Below are 18,437 nucleotides of genomic sequence, written 5' to 3' on the forward strand. Positions count from 1 at the left end.
GTTCCCGCCGTGTCTCCTTCGGCGCCGCCCCTCAGTCGGCCACCTGCGCGTCCGCCTCCGTGGCGCGCGGCGCCGTCTGCGCCGTGTCCCGGCGTGGCTCACGGCGCCGGGTCCACCAGGTCGCCACGGGCTCCGTGTAGCGCGCCGTGAGCGGGCCCAGGACGACCAGGATGAGGACGTAGGCCGTGGCCAGGGGGCCGAGGGACGGTTCGATGCCCGCCGAGACGGCCAGACCTGCGATGACGATCGAGAACTCGCCACGGGCCACCAGCGCACCGCCCGCACGCCAGCGGCCCTTGACGGAGACCCCGGCCCGCCGCGCCGCCCAGTAGCCGGTGGCGATCTTCGTCAGGGCGGTGACGACGGCCAGGCCCAGGGCGGGCAGCAGAACGGGCGGGATGCTGGACGGGTCGGTGTGCAGTCCGAAGAAGACGAAGAACACCGCCGCGAACAGGTCACGCAGGGGGCTGAGGAGCGTGTGCGCACCCTCCGCCACCTCTCCCGACAGCGCGATGCCCACCAGGAAGGCCCCCACGGCCGCCGACACCTGGAGCTGCTGTGCCACACCCGCGACCAGGATCGTCAGACCCAGCACGACCAGCAGCAGCTTCTCCGGGTCGTCGCTGGAGACGAAGCGGGAGATCACCCTGCCGTAGCGCAGGGCCAGGAACAGGACGATGCCCGCCGCGCCCAGAGCGATCGCCAGGGTCAGGCTGCCGGCCAGCAGCCCGGCTCCGGCCACCAGCGCCGTGACGATGGGCAGATACACCGCCATCGCGAGGTCCTCCAGCACGAGCACGCTGAGGATCACCGGCGTCTCCCGGTTGCCGACCCGGCCCAGATCGCCGAGCACCTTCGCGATCACGCCGGACGACGAGATCCAGGTGACACCGGCGAGGACGACGGCGGCCACCGGCCCCCAGCCGAGCACCAGCGCCACCGCCGCCCCCGGCAGCGCGTTGAGCGCGCAGTCGACCAGGCCGGACGGGTAATGGGTCTTGAGGTTGGAGACCAGGTCGCTCGCCGTGTACTCCAGACCCAGCATCAACAGCAGCAGGATGACGCCGATCTCGGCGCCGGTGGCCACGAACTCCTCGCTCGCGCCCAGCGGCAGCAGACCGCCCTCGCCGAAGGCCAGACCGGCCAGCAGGTACAGCGGTATCGGCGAGAGCCGGAAACGGGCGGCGAACCGGCCGAGCAGGCCGAGGCCGAGGATGATGGAACCGAACTCGATCAGCAGAACCGCGGAATGCACCTGCTCACTCCCGACCGAGTATCGTCGCGGCGGCGTCGACGCCCTCACGGGTACCGACGACGATCAGCGTGTCACCGCCCGCCAGCCGGAAGTCCGGCGCGGGAGAGGGGATGGCCTCGGCCCGGCGCAGCACCGCCACGACCGACGCGCCCGTCTCCGTACGCATCCGCGTGTCGCCCAGCACCCGCCCGTTCCAGCGCGAGGTCGCGGCCACCTCGATCCGCTCGGCGACCAGCCCCAAGTCCGTGGTGTACAGCAGGCTCGGGCTGTGGTGGGACGGCTTCAGCGCGTCGATCAGCGACCCCGCCTCCGCACCGGTCAGCCGCAGCGACTGCGCGCAGGAGTCCGGGTCGTCGGCCCGGTACACGTTCACCGTGCGCGTGCCGTCGCGGTGCGCCACCACCGACAGATGGCGGTGTTCCCGGGTCTCCAGGTCGTACTGGACCCCGATGCCCGGCAGCGGCGTCGCCCTCAGGCGCGGAGCTGACACGTTTCTTCCCCTTGTTCGTCTGGCTTTTCTCGGTCTGGTGAACGGTGTCGATCAACGGACGGGTCAAATCCGCATGCTGTCATCCAGCCGTACGGTGGCGACATGGGTGTCGTGACGGATATACGCAGCGGCCGGTCGCCGGACAGGGTGGAGGGGGCGGTGGCATACGCGAAGTCCGGAAGGAACGGATCCAGGAACGTGTCGTTGTTCTGGCGGATCTTCTCGCTCAACGCGGCCGGCCTGGTCGTGGCCACCGCGTTGCTGCTCGGCCCGGTCACCGTGTCGACCCCCGTCCTGGCGGGCGAGGCACTCGTCCTGCTCGGCGGCCTGGCGGTGCTGCTCACCGGCAACGCGCTCGTACTGCGCTTCGGCCTCGGGCCCCTGCAACGGCTCGACCGGGCCATGGCCACCGTGGACCTGCTGCGTCCGGGCTCCCGCCCGGTGGTCGCGGGACCCGCGGAGACGGCCGGGCTGATCACGACGTACAACGCGATGCTCGACCGGCTGGAGGCCGAGCGTGCCGCGGGCACCGCCCGGGCGCTGTCCGCACAGGAGAGCGAACGGCACCGGATCGCCCGGGAGCTCCACGACGAGGTGGGACAGACTCTGACCGCCGTCCTGCTCCAGCTCAAGCGCGTCGCGGACCGGGCGCCCGAAGACCTGCGTGACGAGGTCGGCCAGGCGCAGGAGGCGACCCGGGCCGGCCTGGACGAGATCCGCCGGATCGCCCGGCGGCTGCGCCCCGGCGTCCTGGAGGAACTCGGTCTCGCCAGCGCCCTGCGCTCGCTCGCCGCCGAGTTCACGACCCACGGGCTGACCGTGCGCCACCACGTCACCGGCGACCTCCCCGCCCTGACCCCGGAATCGGAACTCGTCGTCTACCGAGTGGCCCAGGAAGGCGTGACCAACACCGCCCGGCACGCCGGTGCCGACCGTGCCGAACTCCGCCTCCGGCCGGTCCCCGGCGGCGTCGAACTCCTCGTACGCGACAACGGCACGGGCCTCGGCGACGCCCCCGAGGGCTCCGGCATCACGGGCATGCGCGAACGCGCGCTGCTGATCGGGGCCGCTCTCACCCTGGAACCGGCACCGGGCGGGGGCACCGACGTACGGCTGCGCATCCCGGTGACCTCGCGCGAACCAGCGACCGAAGGACCCCGCTGATGTCCACACCGATCCGTGTCCTGCTCGCCGACGACCACACCCTCGTGCGCCGGGGCGTGCGCCTCATCCTCGACGGGGAGCCCGACCTGACGGTCGTGGCCGAGGCCGGGGACGGGGCCGAGGCCGTCGCCAAGGCCCGGGACACCGCCGTCGACCTGGCCGTCCTGGACGTCGCCATGCCCCGCATGACCGGCCTCCAGGCGGCCCGGGAACTCTCCCGCCGGCTCCCCGACCTGCACATCCTCATCCTGACGATGTACGACAACGAGGAGTACTTCTTCGAGGCGCTCAGGGCCGGAGCCAGCGGCTACGTCCTCAAGTCCGTCGCCGACCGCGACCTGGTCGAGGCCTGCCGGGCGGCCGTGCGCGACGAGCCGTTCATCTACCCGGGCGCCGAGCGGGCCCTCGTCCGCTCCTACCTGGAGCGGCTGCACCGTGGCGACGGCCTGCCGGAACGCGCCATCACCGAACGCGAGGAGGAGATCCTCAAGCTGGTCGCCGAGGGCCACACCTCCAAGGAGATCGGCGAACTCCTCTTCATCAGCGCCAAGACGGTCGAACGCCACCGCGCCAACCTCCTCCAGAAGCTCGGCATGCGCGACCGTCTGGAGCTGACCAGGTACGCGATCCGCGCCGGTCTCATCGAGGCGTGAGCCCGGGCCCCGGGTTGTCCACAGGCGGGCGAGCCACTCCCGGCGACCGCCTACCCTTGTCCCCATGAGCAGCATCGACCGGAGCCAGTCAGTGGGCGGCACGCGCACATATGAGGTACGCACCTACGGGTGCCAGATGAACGTCCACGACTCCGAGCGATTGGCCGGTCTGCTGGAGGACGCGGGCTACGTCCGCGCCCCCGAGGGCGCCGACGAGGCCGACGTCGTCGTCTTCAACACCTGCGCCGTGCGGGAGAACGCCGACAACAAGCTGTACGGCAACCTCGGCCACCTCGCGCCGAAGAAGGCCGCCCGCCCGGGCATGCAGATCGCGGTCGGCGGCTGCCTCGCGCAGAAGGACCGCGACACCATCGTGAAGAAGGCGCCCTGGGTGGACGTCGTCTTCGGCACACACAACATCGGCAAGCTGCCGGTCCTGCTGGAACGCGCGCGTGTGCAGGAGGAGGCGCAGGTCGAGATCGCCGAGTCGCTGGAAGCGTTCCCCTCGACGCTGCCGACGCGGCGCGAGAGCGCGTACGCGGCCTGGGTCTCCATCTCCGTCGGCTGCAACAACACCTGCACCTTCTGCATCGTGCCGGCCCTGCGCGGCAAGGAGAAGGACCGCCGCCCCGGCGACATCCTCGCCGAGATCGAGGCCCTGGTCGCCGAGGGTGTCTCCGAGATCACGCTCCTCGGGCAGAACGTCAACGCGTACGGCTCCGACATCGGCGACCGCGAGGCCTTCAGCAAGCTGCTGCGCGCCTGCGGGAAGATCGAAGGCCTGGAGCGCGTCCGTTTCACCTCCCCGCACCCGCGCGACTTCACCGACGACGTCATCGCCGCCATGGCCGAGACGCCGAACGTGATGCCGCAGCTGCACATGCCGCTCCAGTCCGGCTCGGACACGGTCCTGAAGGCCATGCGCCGCTCCTACCGTCAGGACCGCTACCTGGGGATCATCGAGAAGGTCCGCGCCGCCATCCCGCACGCGGCGATCAGCACCGACATCATCGTGGGCTTCCCCGGCGAGACCGACGAGGACTTCGAGCAGACGCTGCACGTGGTGCGCGAGGCCCGCTTCGCCCAGGCCTTCACCTTCCAGTACTCCAAGCGCCCGGGCACCCCGGCCGCCGAGATGGACGGCCAGATCCCCAAGAAGGTCGTTCAGGAGCGCTACGAGCGTCTGGTCGCCCTCCAGGAGGAGATCTCCTGGGAGGAGAACAAGAAGCAGGTCGGCCGCACGCTGGAGCTGATGGTCGCCGAGGGTGAGGGCCGCAAGGACGACAGCACCCACCGCCTGTCCGGCCGCGCCCCCGACAACCGCCTCGTCCACTTCACCAAGCCGGACCAGGAGGTCCGCCCCGGCGACGTGGTCACGGTCGAGATCACCTACGCCGCCCCGCACCACCTTCTCGCCGAGGGCCCCGTGCTGGACGTGCGCCGCACGCGCGCGGGCGACGCCTGGGAGAAGCGCAACGCCGAGAAGGCGGGCAAGCCGGCCCAGCCGGCCGGCGTGCTCCTGGGCCTGCCGAAGATCGGCGTACCGGAGCCGCTCCCGGTGGCGGCGAGCGGCTGCGGCTGCGACTGAGCCGGGCTGCGGCCGGCCGCGGCCGGTCCTGACCGGGCTGGGCTCGGCAGGGCCTGTGTCCTGCTGGGTTACCCTGCCGATCATGCTTGTCGCCGCCGCTGTCTGCCCCTGCCCACCCCTACTGGTGCCGGACGTCGCCGCCGGCGCCGCTGGAGAGTTGGACGCCGCGCGGGCCGCCTGCACGGACGCGCTCGGCGTGCTCGCCGCCGCCCGGCCCGGCCGGCTCGTGGTCGTCGGGCCGGTGGAGAGTGAGGGGCCCGTGGCCTACCGGGAGGGCACACGGGGCTCGTTCCGGGGCTTCGGCGTCGATCTCGACGTAGGGCTGGGACGGGACGCCGGCCCGCCCGCGGACCAACGGCTACCGTACTCGCTGGCGGTGGCCGCATGGCTGCTGGAGCGGACCGGGTGGTCCGACGCCCCGGTCGAGGGACTCGGCGTGGGGGACCGGCTCGAGCCCGAGCTGTGCGGCCGGATCGGACGGGACCTCGCCTCACGGGCCGAGCGGGTGGCGCTGCTGGTGATGGGGGATGCCAGCGCGTGCCGGACGCTCAAGGCCCCTGGATATCTGGACGAACGGGCGGCGCCCTTCGACGCGGAGGTCGCGCGCGCACTCGGCACGGCGGACGTGGCCGCGCTCACGGCCCTGGACACAGGGCTGGCGCGCGAGCTGAAGGCCTCCGGCCGGGCGCCCTGGCAGGTCCTGGCGGGCGCGGCCGAGGGCGCGGACCTCGGCGGATCACTGCTGTACGAGGACGCGCCGTACGGGGTGGGGTACCTGGTGGCCACCTGGTCGTAGCCCTGGCGGCAGGACGGCCCCCGCAGCGAAACACGGGAAACGGCGGACGGCCGGGAGCCCTCGTGCTCCGCGGCCGTCCGCCGATGTGCCCTTCGGTGTGCCGATGTGTGGTCATGACCTGGTGCGTCGATGTGCGCTCAGGAAGTGGGCGGTGGTGCGTCCGGCGGTGGGGTGCCTCCGGCGTCCCGCGGCGGTGCCGTGCGGCCCATGTCCGAAGGTGCCGTACGACCCGCGTCCGACGGCATGGTGCCGGCCGGGCCCGGCGGCGGCGTCGTGCGGCCCGTGCCCGGCCCGCTGTCGCCCTTGTGCGCGAGTCGGTCCACGGCGCCCTTGGCCTTGCCCGTGCCCGACTGGATCCTGTCGCTGTACTTGCCCTTGGTCCTCTTGTCGACGACCTGCGCGGCCTTGTCGAGGCCGTGCTGGATCTTGTCCTCGTGCCGCTGTGCGAGGTCTGAGACCTTGCCCTTGGCCGGGCCCAGTTTGGCCTTCACGTTCTCCAGGAGACCCATGGTTCACCTTCCCTCGCGCGGGGCGGTCAGGTGCGGGCGCCCTCGCCGGCCTCGTGGTCGGCCGCCTTGTCGGTGGACTGCTGCTTGGGGATGTCGACGCCTTCGGTCTCCGTGACTTCGGCAGTCTCCACCACCGGCTCGGCCGCTTCCGATGCCCCGTCAGCCCCCTTCGCCGCCTCTTCCCCTGCCGTTTCCTCCGCCGTGGTCCCGGCCGTCGCCTGGTCGGCCTGAGTCTCGGCGGCAGTGGCCGCCTCCTCCGTGGCCTTGGACCGCCGGAGAAGTCGTGCAAAAACGCCCATATCCACTCCATACGTTACTCGTGCGGGCGAAATCCCGCGTCGCCCGGTGCGTCCGTTTGCGCGACCCGGGCCACCGCCTCTGTGATCCGGCGGCAGGAACCTCGCAACGGGCAACGACCCCGCGGCCGTGGCGTCACGTAACTCGTTCGAGAGCAGGGTTCGAGGTTTGCGAGACTGGGTCCGTGAGCAGTGCACCCCCCGCCCCCCGCGTCATCGCCGTCGTCGGACCGACTGCGGCCGGAAAGTCCGATCTGGGCGTCTTCCTGGCCCAGCGTCTCGGCGGTGAGATCGTCAACGCCGACTCCATGCAGCTCTACCGAGGGATGGATATCGGCACCGCCAAGCTGACGCCCGAAGAGCGCGGTGGCGTACCCCACCACCTGCTGGACATCTGGGACGTGACCGTCACGGCGTCCGTCGCCGAGTACCAGCGCCTGGCCCGCGAGCGGATCGAGGCCCTGCTCGCCGAGGGCCGCTGGCCGATCCTGGTGGGCGGTTCCGGACTGTATGTGCGCGGGGCCGTCGACAACCTGGAGTTCCCCGGCACCGACCCCCAGGTCCGCGCCCGCCTGGAGGAGGAACTCACGCTGCGCGGCTCGGGCGCGCTGCACGCCCGGCTGGCCGCCGCCGACCCGGAGGCCGCGCGGGCGATCCTGCCGAGCAACGGCCGCCGGGTCGTCCGGGCCCTGGAGGTGATCGAGATCACCGGCAGGCCCTTCACCGCCAACCTCCCCGGGCACGACTCCGTGTACGACACGATCCAGATCGGCGTCGACGTGGCCCGGCCCGAGCTGGACGAGCGCATCGCGCGCCGGGTCGACCGGATGTGGGAGGCCGGCCTCGTGGACGAGGTGCGCGCACTGGAGGCACAAGGGTTGCGCGAGGGGCGTACCGCCTCGCGCGCGCTCGGCTACCAGCAGGTGCTCGCGGCGCTCGCCGGGGAGTGCACCCTGGAGGACGCGCGGGCCGAGACCGTGCGTGCCACCAAGCGCTTCGCGCGCCGTCAGGATTCATGGTTCAGGCGCGATCCCCGGGTGCACTGGTTGAGTGGGGCCGCGGCCGATCGCACAGAACTTCCGCAGCTCGCGCTGTCTTTGGTCGAACGACCGGTTACAGCCTGATCACGTCATGGCATCGGGACGCCCAGGCCGCCATCCGGGCCTGCGGTGGCGTGCCATCATCGAGCTTCGATCGACCAAGTTGAGTCCTAGTTGGGAGGGCGCGTGGCGATGGAGGCCGGCCCTCGCGACACCGCACAAGGCACCGATCACATCACCGCCGACCGGGATGACCCCGAGCGCCGGGATGACCCGGAGCGCCGGGACGGACCGGAGTACGGGAACGGACCGGAGCAGGAGTCGGACCGTCTCAGCTCCGACGGTCCCGACGAGATGCAGGGTGTGACGGACGACGGCCCCGAGCCCGAGGAGATGTTCGCGGGCGAGGTCGAGGTCGAGCTGCGCCCGCAGCGCAGGCTGCGCATCTGGCAGCTCGCACCCATCGTGAGCCTGGCCGCGCTCGGCTCCCTGATGTTCGCGTTCCCGCTCGCCTTCGACTTCGGCGACAGCGGGGCCGTGATCGCCATGCTCGGGCTGCTGATCTGCTCGTGCGCGGCCGGCTGGGGCATGATGGCCGCCCGCCGCGTGGGCTACACCCTTCCGGGCCTGCCGGCCAAGGGATCGGGCCGCAGACCGGACTGGCGGGTCGTCCTCGCGTACGCGGTGATGGTGGCAGCGGTGGTCGTACTGGCGGTCTGGCGCGTAGCAAGACTCCGCTAGAGCCGCATGCTGGGGCGCCCGTAAGGGGCGCGGGGAACTGCGCGACAAGCCACGACGCACCGCACACCCCGAAGCATCAGCACACCCACGACGAATCCGCCGGGCCCTCACCTCGGAGCAGACCGTACGATCGAGGAATGAGCACGCGGATCCCCTTCCTCAAGGGCCACGGCACCGAGAACGACTTCGTGATCGTCCCGGACCCCGAGAACGACATCGACCTGCCCCCGGCCGCCGTCGCCGTCCTCTGCGACCGCCGTGCGGGCATCGGCGGTGACGGACTGCTGCACGTGGTGCGATCCGCGGCGCACCCCGAGGCGAAGGCCATGGCGCCCGAGGCGGAGTGGTTCATGGACTACCGCAACGGCGACGGCTCGATCGCGGAGATGTGCGGCAATGGCGTGCGGGTGTTCGCACGCTACCTCCAGCGCGCCGGACACGTCGCCGAGGGGGACCTCGCCGTCGCCACGCGCGGGGGCGTGAAGACCGTGCACATCGCCAAGGACGGCGAGGTCACCGTGGGCATGGGCAAGGCGCTGCTCCCCGAGGGCGACGTCACGGTGAGCGTCGGCGAGCGCAGCTGGCCCGCGCGGAACGTGAACATGGGCAACCCGCACGCGGTCGCCTTCGTGGACGACCTGTCCCACGCCGGTGACCTGCTCTCGCCGCCACCCTTCAGTCCGGCCGCCGCATACCCGGACGGCGTGAACGTCGAGTTCGTGGTCGACCGGGGCCCCGGGCACGTCGCGCTGCGCGTGCACGAGCGCGGCGCCGGCGAGACCCGCTCCTGCGGCACGGGCGCGTGCGCGGTCGCCGTGGCCGCCGCCCGCCGCGACGGTGCCGACCCGACGGCCACCGGCACCCCGGCGACGTACACCGTGGACGTGCCCGGCGGCACCCTGGTGATCACCGAGCGGCCCGATGGCGAGATCGAGATGACCGGCCCCGCGGTGATCGTGGCCGAGGGCGAGATCGACGCGGAGTGGCTGGCGACCGCCACGCGCGCGTGAGCGGGCGCGGCCGGCCGTCCGGAAAACACTGCGCGATGTCGGCCGTACGACCCGAAACAGTCGCATGGAACCGGCCACTTGGCGGGAACGAAACCGTAAAGGCCACGAGGTACCGGGGTGCAAACTTCACATTCATCCCTCGAATGGGTGATCAGTTTCACGCTCGGCGAGAGGCGGTCAGTCACGCGTGGTGGGCTCGGTAGCATCAAGCACCGGCCCGGACGGGGGACCGAAGCCACCCCCTGAGCCGTGTCCGCCCTGGGGCACCCCGTCCGCCGGTCCATGCAGCCGGAGGTGCCCATGAGTGCGGAGGCCACGAATTCCGTGACCCCAGGCCCGATGCCGGGCGCGGTGTCAGGGCCCGTGACGCCGACAGCCCCGCGCAGAAAGTCCCGCCCCCGGATCGACCTGCGCCGCCTCGGCCGCGCCGCGCTGCTCGGCCCGGCCGCCCGCGGCCGGCTGCCCGACGCCATCAGCCACGTCGTCGACGCGCACCGCGCCCACCACCCCGACGCGGACCTCGAACCCCTGCGCCGCGCCTACGTCCTGGCCGAGTCCTCGCACCGCGGCCAGATGCGCAAGAGCGGCGAGCCGTACATCACGCACCCGCTCGCCGTGACCCTGATCCTTGCCGAACTCGGCGCCGAGACCACGACGTTGACCGCGTCCCTGCTCCACGACACCGTTGAGGACACGGATGTGACGCTCAACCAGGTCCGCGACCAGTTCGGTGAGGAGGTCCGCTACCTCGTCGACGGCGTCACCAAACTGGAGAAGGTCGACTACGGCGCCGCCGCCGAGCCCGAGACCTTCCGCAAGATGCTGGTCGCCACCGGCAACGACGTCCGCGTCATGTCGATCAAACTCGCCGACCGGCTGCACAACATGCGCACCCTCGGCGTCATGCGTCCCGAGAAGCAGGAGCGCATCGCGAAGGTGACACGTGACGTGCTGATCCCGCTCGCCGAACGGCTCGGCGTCCAGGCGCTCAAGACCGAACTGGAAGACCTCGTCTTCGCGATCCTGCGCCCCGAGGAGTACGCCCACACCAGGGAGTTGATCGTCCGCAACGCCTCCCGCGCGGACGACCCGCTCGCCGAGGTCGCCGACGAGGTGCGCACCGTGCTGCGCGAGGCGGACATCCCCGCCGAAGTCCTCATCAGGCCCCGCCACTTCGTCTCCGTGCACCGGGTCTCCCGCAAACGCGGCCGGCTCCGCGGCTCCGACTTCGGCCGCCTGCTGGTGCTGGTGAACGAGGACGCCGACTGCTACGGCGTCCTGGGCGAACTCCACACCTGCATGACGCCGGTCGTCTCGGAGTTCAAGGACTTCATCGCCGTACCGAAGTTCAACCTGTACCAGTCGCTGCACACGGCCGTCGCCCGTGAGGACGGCCAGGTCGTCGAAGTCCTCATCCGCACGCACCAGATGCACAAGGTCGCCGAGGCCGGCGTCGTCGCCCTCGGCAACCCGTACGCGCCCGCCCCCGACGACCCGGCCGACGGCGAGCGCGTCGACCCCACCCGCCCCGGCTGGCTCTCCCGGCTTCTCGACTGGCAGGAGGCGGCACCCGACCCGGACCACTTCTGGTCGACCCTGCGCGAGGACCTCGCCCAGGACCGCGAGATCACGGTCTTCCGGCCCGACGGCGGCACGATCGGCCTGCCCGAGGGGGCGACCTGTGTGGACGCCGCGTACGCGCAGTACGGCGAGGACGCGCACGCGTGCATCGGCGCCCGCGTGAACGGCCGTCTGGCGACGCTGAGCACCGTGCTGAAGGACGGCGACACCGTCCAGCTCCTCATGGGCCAGGACCCGGCGTCCGAGCCCTCCCGGGAGTGGCTGGAGCACGCGCACACGCCCGCGGCCCGGATCGCCATCCAGCGGTGGCTGGCCGCCCACCCGGCGCAGGCCGAGGCCCAGCAGACCGAGGCCCGCGAGGACCGGCAGGCCGAGGAGCGCGCCGCGGCTGTCCGGCCCGCGACCGCCGACCCGTCCGATCCGGCCGGGCCGGCCTCCGAGCAGGCGGCCGTACGCCCCGCCGGCGGCAATGTCCTCACCGACCGGCCCGGCGCGCCCGTCCGTCTCGCCGGCTGCTGCACGCCCGTACGGCCCGACGAGATCACCGGCTTCGCCGTACGCGGGGGAGCGGTCACCGTCCATCGCGTCGAGTGCGCCGCGGTGGCGCGTATGAAGGACGCGGGGCGCGCGGAGGTCGGCGTGCGCTGGGGTGAGGCCACCGAGTGCCGGGTCACGCTGGTCGCCGAATCGTTCGTCCGTCCCCATCTGCTCGCGGACCTCACGGAGGCCATGGCCCTCGAAGGCGCCGAGATCGTCTCCGCGACGGTCGAACCCCCGACCCAGCAGCAGGTCCGTCACACATACACGGTGCAGCTCCCGGACGCGGCCCACCTGCCCGCCCTCATGCGCGCGATGCGCAACGTGGCCGGGGTCTACGACGTCACGCGCGCCCAGCCGCAGACGCAGGGCGGCTGAGGCGCACGGCGCCGGGCACCGGATACGGGGTTGGCACCGCCTGGCCGTCCGCCACCGATTACGGGGCCGGCTGAGCCCGCCCGGGCGGCGGCCGTCCGACGTGGGGGCGGCACCCGGCGCAGGCCCCGGTCCCCGGTTCGGGTGGGCCGGACGCGCGTCGTCCGCGCCGCGCACGCACGCGCTGATAGCCGTGAGGCATGCGCCTCACCCCCCACCGCACCCGCCCCCGCCCCCGTTCCCGACCCTGCCGTCGGCGGACGTCCGCGGTGCTGCTCGCCTCGGCCGTCTCCGTCTGCCTCGTCGCCGCGAGCGCCCCCGTCGTCCCGCTCGGCGTCGGCGACCGCCTCTTCCCGTACCTGGGCAACCCCGGCTACGACGTCGCGTCGTACGACCTCTCCTTCACCTATCCCGGCAGCAACAACGAGCCGCTGCGGGCCGTGACCACCATCGACGCCTGGACCACCGCCGACCTGGACCGCGTCAACCTGGACTTCGCCCACGGCACCGTCCACTCGGTCGAGGTCGACGGCGAGCCCGCCACCTTCAGCACCGCCGGTGAGGACCTGGTGATCACACCCGAGGATTCCGTGCCGGACGGCAACTGGATGCGGATCGCCGTGTGGCACACCAGCGACCCCGTGCCCCCCGAGGGGCGCGAGGGCGGCTGGCTGCGCACCGCGGACGGCCTCGCCATGGCCAATCAGGCCGACGCCGCGCACCTGGTGTTCCCGTGCAACGACCACCCCTCCGACAAGGCGATGTTCACCATCCGGGTCACCGCACCCGACGGCCACACGGCCGTCGCCAACGGGCTGCCCGCCGGAGTGGACCGGTCCGGCGGGTCGACCACCTGGACGTACCGCACTCAGCACCCCATGGCCACCGAGCTCACCCAGGTCTCCATCGGCCGCTCCACCGTGCTGCACCGCACCGGCCCGCACGGGCTGCCCGTACGGGACGTGGTCCCGGCCGAGCACCGCAAGGCGCTCGAACCCTGGCTGGAGAAGACCCCGGAGCAGATCGCCTGGATGGAGCGCAAGGTCGGCCGCTACCCCTTCGAGACGTACGGCTTGCTCATGGCCGACGTCTCCACCGGCTTCGAGCTGGAGACGCAGACGCTCTCCCTCTTCGAGCGGGAGCTGTTCACCGAGTCCGTCTACCCCGCCTGGTACGTCGAGGCGGTCATGGTCCATGAACTGGCCCACCAGTGGTTCGGCAACAGCGTCGGCCCCCGCACCTGGTCCGACCTGTGGCTCAACGAGGGACACGCCACCTGGTACGAGGCGTTGTACGCCGAGGAGCAGGCCGGCAAGCCGATGCGGGACCGTATGAAGGCCGCGTACGGCGCCTCCGACCGCTGGCGCGCGTCCGGCGGACCACCCGCCGCCCCGAAGGCCCCCGAGCCCGGCAGCAAGACCAGCATCTTCCGGCCCAACGTCTACGACGGCGCCGCGCTCGTGCTGTACGCCCTGCGCGAGGAGATCGGCCGCCCGGCCTTCGAACGCCTGGAACGCACCTGGGCCGACCGGTACCGGGACGACACCGTCACGACGGACGACTTCGTCCGGCTCGCCGCCGAGATCTCCGGGCGCGACCTGGACGGCTTCTTCCACGGCTGGCTGTACGGAGAGAAGACCCCGCCGATGCCGGGGCACCCGGACTGGAAGCCGGCCGCGCCCGCCGATGCGGCCGCGTCCGCGAACCCGGCCGCGCCCGCGAACCCGGCCGCGAAGCTGGCGGCGCCCGCGAAGGCGGCCGCTCGATAACACGGTGACGAGACGCCCCGTGCCGTGCGACTATCTTCAGGTCGGCGCGGCACGGAGCGCCGGGAATCTCCCGGCACGCTCGCGCGTTATGCCCGGTGACGGAAAGCTCGCAGCGCTCCGTCGCCGTAAACGGTTTCCCAGCTACGTAAGGATCCAATGACCTCCTCTTCTTCCCCTTCCCAGGACACCCAGCGCTTCGCGCACAGCCACCCCGAGGGTCTTCGGGCCGATGCCCTGATGGAAGAGGACGTCGCCTGGAGCCACGAGATCGACGGAGAGCGGGACGGCGACCAGTTCGACCGCTCCGACCGCGCGGCCCTGCGCCGTGTGGCGGGCCTCTCCACCGAGCTCGAGGACGTCACCGAGGTCGAGTACCGCCAGCTCCGTCTGGAGCGGGTCGTGCTCGTCGGCGTCTGGACCACGGGAACCGCGCAGGACGCGGAGAACTCCCTCGCGGAGCTCGCCGCCCTCGCGGAAACGGCCGGTGCGCTGGTGCTCGACGGTGTGATCCAGCGCCGCGACAAGCCCGACGCGGCCACCTACATCGGCTCCGGCAAGGCCGAGGAGCTGCGCGACATCGTCCTCGAATCGGGCGCGGACACCGTCATCTGCGACGGTGAGCTCAGCCCGGGCCAGCTGATCCACCTCGAGGACGTCGTCAAGGTCAAGGTCATCGACCGGACCGCCCTGATCCTGGACATCTTCGCCCAGCACGCCAAGTCCCGAGAGGGCAAGGCGCAGGTCGCGCTCGCCCAGATGCAGTACATGCTGCCGAGGCTGCGCGGCTGGGGTCAGTCGCTGTCCCGGCAGATGGGCGGCGGCAAGGGCGGCGGCCTCGCCACCCGTGGTCCCGGTGAGACCAAGATCGAAACGGACCGGCGGCGGATCCGCGAGAAGATGGCGAAGATGCGCCGGGAGATCGCGGACATGAAGACCGGCCGCGAGATCAAGCGCCAGGAGCGCAAGCGCCACAAGGTGCCCTCGGTCGCCATCGCGGGCTACACCAACGCCGGCAAGTCCTCGCTGCTCAACCGCCTCACGGGCGCGGGCGTGCTGGTCGAGAACGCCCTGTTCGCGACCCTCGACCCGACCGTGCGCCGGGCCGAGACCCCGAGCGGCCGGCTCTACACGCTGGCCGACACGGTCGGGTTTGTGCGCCATCTGCCCCACCACCTGGTCGAGGCGTTCCGCTCCACGATGGAGGAGGTCGGCGAGTCCGACCTGATCCTGCACGTGGTGGACGGTTCGCACCCGAACCCGGAGGAGCAGTTGGCCGCCGTGCGCGATGTGATCAGGGATGTCGGTGCCACCGACGTACCCGAGATCGTCGTGATCAACAAGGCCGACGCGGCCGACCCGCTGACGCTCCAGCGGCTGCTGCGCGTCGAGAAGCGGTCCCTGGCCGTCTCGGCCCGCACCGGCCAGGGCATCGACCAGCTGCTCGCGCTCATCGACAACGAGCTGCCGCGCCCGTCGGTCGAGATCGAGGCGCTCGTGCCGTACACGCACGGCAAGCTGGTCGCCCGTGCCTACGACGAGGGCGAGATCCTCTCCAAGGAGCACACTCCGGAGGGCACCCTGCTCAAGGTGCGGGTGCACGAGGAGCTGGCGGCGGAGCTCGCGCCGTACGTCCCGGCGCCGGCGCTCTGACGGCTTGTGGCCCTGATGTGAGAAGGCACTGAAGGCACTGCTGTGAGAAGGCCCGCCCCCTTTCCGCAGGGAGCGGGCCTTCTCTCTCCGGTCAGCGACCGCCGTACGTCTTGCTCATGTTCTGGTAGAGCGCCTCGGCGTCGCGGCCCAGCTGCGGACCGGCCAGCCAGGTGTTGTCGGCCGGGCCGATCGAGGTGTTGGAGACCAGCACGGACTTGCCGTTCACCACCCGGAACCAGCCGCCGCCGGACGAACCGCCGGTCATGGAACAGCCGATGCGGTACATCGTCGGCAGGCCAGGGCTGAGCGAGAAGCGGCCCGGGTTGTCGACGCACTTGAACATCTTCAGCCCGTTGTAGGGCGGCGCCGCCGGATAGCCCCAGGCGCCCATCTTGGCGGCTTCGGCCGCGGACGGCGCGGAGAAGTCCACGTCCAGCGCGGCACCGACCGTCTCCTCCAGGGACTTGGCACCCTGCTCGGGCTTCACGTGCAGCACGGCGTAGTCGTACGCCGCTCCGTCACCGCCCGTCTCCGAGCCGCCCTGGATCCACTGGTTCGAGGTCGAGGCCCAGTCCGCCCACCAGTTGCCGTACGGGGCCACCTCGGCCGGGTTCGCGTTGCTCAGCTCCGCCTCGGACTTGCCGAGGTCGTTGTAGGCCGGGACGAACACGAGGTTGCGGTACCAGCCGCCGTTGCCGCCGGCGTGCACGCAGTGGCCCGCCGTCCACACCAGGTTGGACTTGCCCGGGTGGTTGACGTCCTTGATCACCGTGCCGGAGCAGACGGCCGGGCCGTCGGGGGAGTCGAAGAAGACTTTGCCGACCGGGGCGGCGTTCCGGTGGTACGGCGTCTTCTCGGCCTGCGCCCGGACCGGCGCCGGATCCGGGTCGCTGACGCCCTGGCCGGCCGATGCGTCCTTCGTCGTGACCGTCTTGTCGGCCTCCTTCGCGGACTGCATCCGCTCCGGCTTCCAGAGGCCCTCGATCACCGGGTTGACGAAGTCCTTGGCCTCACTGAGCCACTTGTCCCTGTCCCAGTCCTTCCAGCCGCCGTCCTTCCACTGGTCCACGTCGATCCCGTGTTCCTTGAGCTTTCCGGCGAGGTCGGCCGGGATCTCGACCTTGCCGGCGCCGTCCGCGGCCTGCGAGGCGGTGGCGTCGGGCTTGTCGCTCGCCGAGTCCGCCGAACCCTCACAGGCGGTCACGGTGAGTGCCAGAGCGGCGACGAGCCCGGTGGCTCCGAGAGCGGTGCGCCGCCCGCGCCTCGGCGCTGCGGGCGTACGTGTGGAACGCATGGTGCGATGACCCCCGTTGGTGCGTGACAGTGTGGTGCTGCGTGTGCATGTCATGGACGTGGGCGCCAGTGCCCCCGGCGCGAAACCCCACTATGCCCGTGGAGTTGAGGGTGTACCGGGGTGGGGTGGTGAAGGCTTCCGTGAGTCCACGGGCTGGTGCGCCGGTGCGTTTCTGTGCACCGGGTGCGCTGCCGGTGCACCCGGCGTGCCACCCCACCGCCGACTGTGATCAGCCGGCCGTCAGCGGCCCGCGAACTTCTCGCTGACCGAGTCGTAGACGCCCTTGGCCACCTCGCCCAGGCGCGGACCGGCCAGCCAGCCCGACGTCACCGGGCCGATCGAGGTGTTGGACACCAGGGCAGGCCTGCCGTCCGAGCCCGTCGCGACCCAGCCGCCGCCGGACGAACCGCCGGTCATGGTGCAGCCGATGCGGTACATCGTCGGATCCGACACGGTGACCGACAGCCGACCCGGCTGGTCCTGGCACCGGTACAGCTTCTGCCCGTCGTACGGAGGTGCGGCCGGGTAGCCGATCGCCGTGACGCTCTTCACCTTCGGTACGGCGGGAGCCTTGAAGTCGACCGGTAGTGCCGAACCGACCGTCTCCTCCAGGGACTTGCCGCCGCTGCCCTTCTCCGGCGTCACATGGATGACCGCGAAGTCGTAGGGCGCGCCGTCCCCACCCGTCGAGCCGCCCTGCTCGATCCACTGGTCGGAGGTCTGCGCCCAGTCTCCCCACCAGACGCCGTAGGGAGCGACGTCCTGCCGGGTGGCGTTCTCCAGTTCCGCGACCGGCTTGCCGTCGTCGTTGTACGACGGCACGAACGCGATGTTGCGGTACCAGCCGCCCTTCTTGCCCGCGTGTACGCAGTGGCCCGCCGTCCACACGAGGTTGGACTTGCCCGGGTGGGCCGGGTCCTTCACCACCGTCGCCGAACAGACGGCCGAGCCCTTGGGGGAGTCGAAGAACACCTTCCCGGCCGTCGGCGCGTTGGCGTGGTACGACGGTGGCACGGCCTGCGCCTCGACCGGCTCGGGCGTGGGGTCGGTCACGCCCTGGTCACCGGTCAGGTCGCTGTCGTCGACGCCCTGGTCTGGCTCCTCGGCGTCCCGCATGCGGTCCGGGTCCCAGAGACCTTCGATGATGGGGTTGATGTACTCGTTGGCCTCGCGCAGCCAGTCGTCCCGGTCCCAGTTCTTCCAGGCGCCGTTCTTCCACTTGTCGACGTCGATCCCGTGCTCGCGGAGCCGGTCCCTGATGTCGTCCGGGATCCTCAGCTTGCCGTCGTCGGAGGCGCCGGCCGACGCGGAGGCCTCCCCGCCCGCCGCGGCGTCGCCCGACTCGCAGGCGGTGGCGGTCAGCGCGAGCGCCGAGGCGAGGGCCACCGCGGCCAGGACGGGGGAGTTCCCGCGGCGCGCCCTCCCGCCTCGGCTGGTGGTGGACGACGGCCGTGTGGATCGCATGATGTGACTCCCCCTGGTGTGTAACGAACATGGACGAACCGGTACTCAGGGCCTGGTTTCCGCCGACTCACGGGGAGTTCAGGCCAAGCTCACGGCGCCCGGGAACGGCACCACACACTATGCGGTGGCTGTGGGGGCGGCCCGACGGAACCGCAACAGTTCCGTCACGGAAAGGATCTTGAGGCAACCCGTAACCCGGTGAGCGGATCGGGGTTGGTAGCGGTT

The 18,437-nt window shown here is 71.6% G+C and carries 16 protein-coding genes; 10 read left to right on the forward strand and 6 right to left on the reverse strand.

Features of this window, described 5'->3' with window-relative positions; all coding sequences use genetic code 11:
* Window positions 1–31: 31 nt before the first annotated feature.
* On the reverse strand, window positions 32–1,255 hold the full coding sequence (locus tag AC07F0_RS18115) for a cation:proton antiporter (protein ID WP_478979970.1): 1,224 nt from the start codon (window positions 1,253–1,255) through the stop codon (window positions 32–34).
* 4 nt (window positions 1,256–1,259) lie between these two features.
* The gene (locus AC07F0_RS18120; protein ID WP_436730058.1) at window positions 1,260–1,745 is read right to left on the reverse strand and encodes a cation:proton antiporter regulatory subunit; all 486 of its coding nucleotides are present in this window, start codon (window positions 1,743–1,745) and stop codon (window positions 1,260–1,262) included.
* Window positions 1,746–1,847: 102 nt separating this feature from the next.
* On the opposite strand from AC07F0_RS18120, the gene AC07F0_RS18125 reads away from it, so the two are divergent.
* The 4 genes from AC07F0_RS18125 (at window position 1,848) to AC07F0_RS18140 (ending at window position 5,946) form a co-directional block, all read left to right on the forward strand.
* Window positions 1,848–2,909 carry a sensor histidine kinase gene (locus AC07F0_RS18125; protein ID WP_478979972.1) on the forward strand — a complete coding sequence of 354 codons (1,062 nt, stop codon included), beginning with the start codon at window positions 1,848–1,850 and terminating at the stop codon, window positions 2,907–2,909.
* On the forward strand, window positions 2,909–3,562 hold the full coding sequence (locus tag AC07F0_RS18130) for a response regulator (protein WP_478979973.1): 654 nt from the start codon (window positions 2,909–2,911) through the stop codon (window positions 3,560–3,562). Before AC07F0_RS18125 ends, AC07F0_RS18130 begins: the two co-directional genes overlap by 1 nt.
* A 64-nt stretch (window positions 3,563–3,626) precedes the next feature.
* The gene (gene miaB / locus AC07F0_RS18135) at window positions 3,627–5,150 is read left to right on the forward strand and encodes a tRNA (N6-isopentenyl adenosine(37)-C2)-methylthiotransferase MiaB (RefSeq protein WP_478979975.1); all 1,524 of its coding nucleotides are present in this window, start codon (window positions 3,627–3,629) and stop codon (window positions 5,148–5,150) included.
* An 82-nt stretch (window positions 5,151–5,232) separates the two neighbouring features.
* The gene (locus tag AC07F0_RS18140; protein WP_478979976.1) at window positions 5,233–5,946 is read left to right on the forward strand and encodes a class III extradiol dioxygenase subunit B-like domain-containing protein; all 714 of its coding nucleotides are present in this window, start codon (window positions 5,233–5,235) and stop codon (window positions 5,944–5,946) included.
* 137 nt (window positions 5,947–6,083) lie between these two features.
* Here AC07F0_RS18140 and AC07F0_RS18145 read toward each other — a convergent pair whose 3' ends face one another.
* Both AC07F0_RS18145 and AC07F0_RS18150 read right to left on the reverse strand, forming a co-directional pair.
* Window positions 6,084–6,455 carry an antitoxin gene (locus AC07F0_RS18145; RefSeq protein WP_478979978.1) on the reverse strand — a complete coding sequence of 124 codons (372 nt, stop codon included), beginning with the start codon at window positions 6,453–6,455 and terminating at the stop codon, window positions 6,084–6,086.
* Window positions 6,456–6,481: 26 nt separating this feature from the next.
* Window positions 6,482–6,754: a hypothetical protein gene (locus AC07F0_RS18150; RefSeq protein ID WP_478979980.1), complete on the reverse strand. Its 273-nt coding sequence runs from the start codon at window positions 6,752–6,754 to the stop codon at window positions 6,482–6,484.
* A gap of 182 nt (window positions 6,755–6,936) precedes the next feature.
* Here AC07F0_RS18150 and miaA point away from each other — a divergent pair, with 182 nt between their 5' ends.
* From miaA to hflX, 6 genes are all read left to right on the forward strand, one after another.
* A complete protein-coding gene (gene miaA, locus AC07F0_RS18155) occupies window positions 6,937–7,875 on the forward strand; it encodes a tRNA (adenosine(37)-N6)-dimethylallyltransferase MiaA (protein ID WP_478979982.1) in 939 nt (312 codons plus the stop codon).
* A gap of 108 nt (window positions 7,876–7,983) precedes the next feature.
* A complete protein-coding gene (locus AC07F0_RS18160; protein WP_478980437.1) occupies window positions 7,984–8,532 on the forward strand; it encodes a hypothetical protein in 549 nt (182 codons plus the stop codon).
* A 137-nt stretch (window positions 8,533–8,669) separates the two neighbouring features.
* Window positions 8,670–9,542 (forward strand): diaminopimelate epimerase, encoded by an 873-nt coding sequence (dapF, locus tag AC07F0_RS18165; protein WP_478979984.1) that lies wholly within the window; start codon window positions 8,670–8,672, stop codon window positions 9,540–9,542.
* A gap of 300 nt (window positions 9,543–9,842) precedes the next feature.
* The gene (locus AC07F0_RS18170; protein WP_478979986.1) at window positions 9,843–12,038 is read left to right on the forward strand and encodes a RelA/SpoT family protein; all 2,196 of its coding nucleotides are present in this window, start codon (window positions 9,843–9,845) and stop codon (window positions 12,036–12,038) included.
* A 197-nt stretch (window positions 12,039–12,235) separates the two neighbouring features.
* Window positions 12,236–13,804 (forward strand): M1 family metallopeptidase, encoded by a 1,569-nt coding sequence (locus AC07F0_RS18175; protein ID WP_478979988.1) that lies wholly within the window; start codon window positions 12,236–12,238, stop codon window positions 13,802–13,804.
* A 156-nt stretch (window positions 13,805–13,960) separates the two neighbouring features.
* Window positions 13,961–15,454 (forward strand): GTPase HflX, encoded by a 1,494-nt coding sequence (hflX, locus tag AC07F0_RS18180; protein ID WP_478979990.1) that lies wholly within the window; start codon window positions 13,961–13,963, stop codon window positions 15,452–15,454.
* 91 nt (window positions 15,455–15,545) lie between these two features.
* On the opposite strand, the gene AC07F0_RS18185 is transcribed toward hflX, so the two are convergent.
* Window positions 15,546–16,748 (reverse strand): trypsin-like serine peptidase, encoded by a 1,203-nt coding sequence (locus AC07F0_RS18185; protein ID WP_478979992.1) that lies wholly within the window; start codon window positions 16,746–16,748, stop codon window positions 15,546–15,548.
* A 240-nt stretch (window positions 16,749–16,988) separates the two neighbouring features.
* Window positions 16,989–18,212, reverse strand: a complete 1,224-nt coding sequence (locus AC07F0_RS18190; protein WP_478979994.1) for a trypsin-like serine peptidase — start codon at window positions 18,210–18,212, stop codon at window positions 16,989–16,991.
* Window positions 18,213–18,437 lie beyond the last annotated feature (225 nt).

This window comes from Streptomyces sp. NPDC045955, assembly GCF_056430805.1.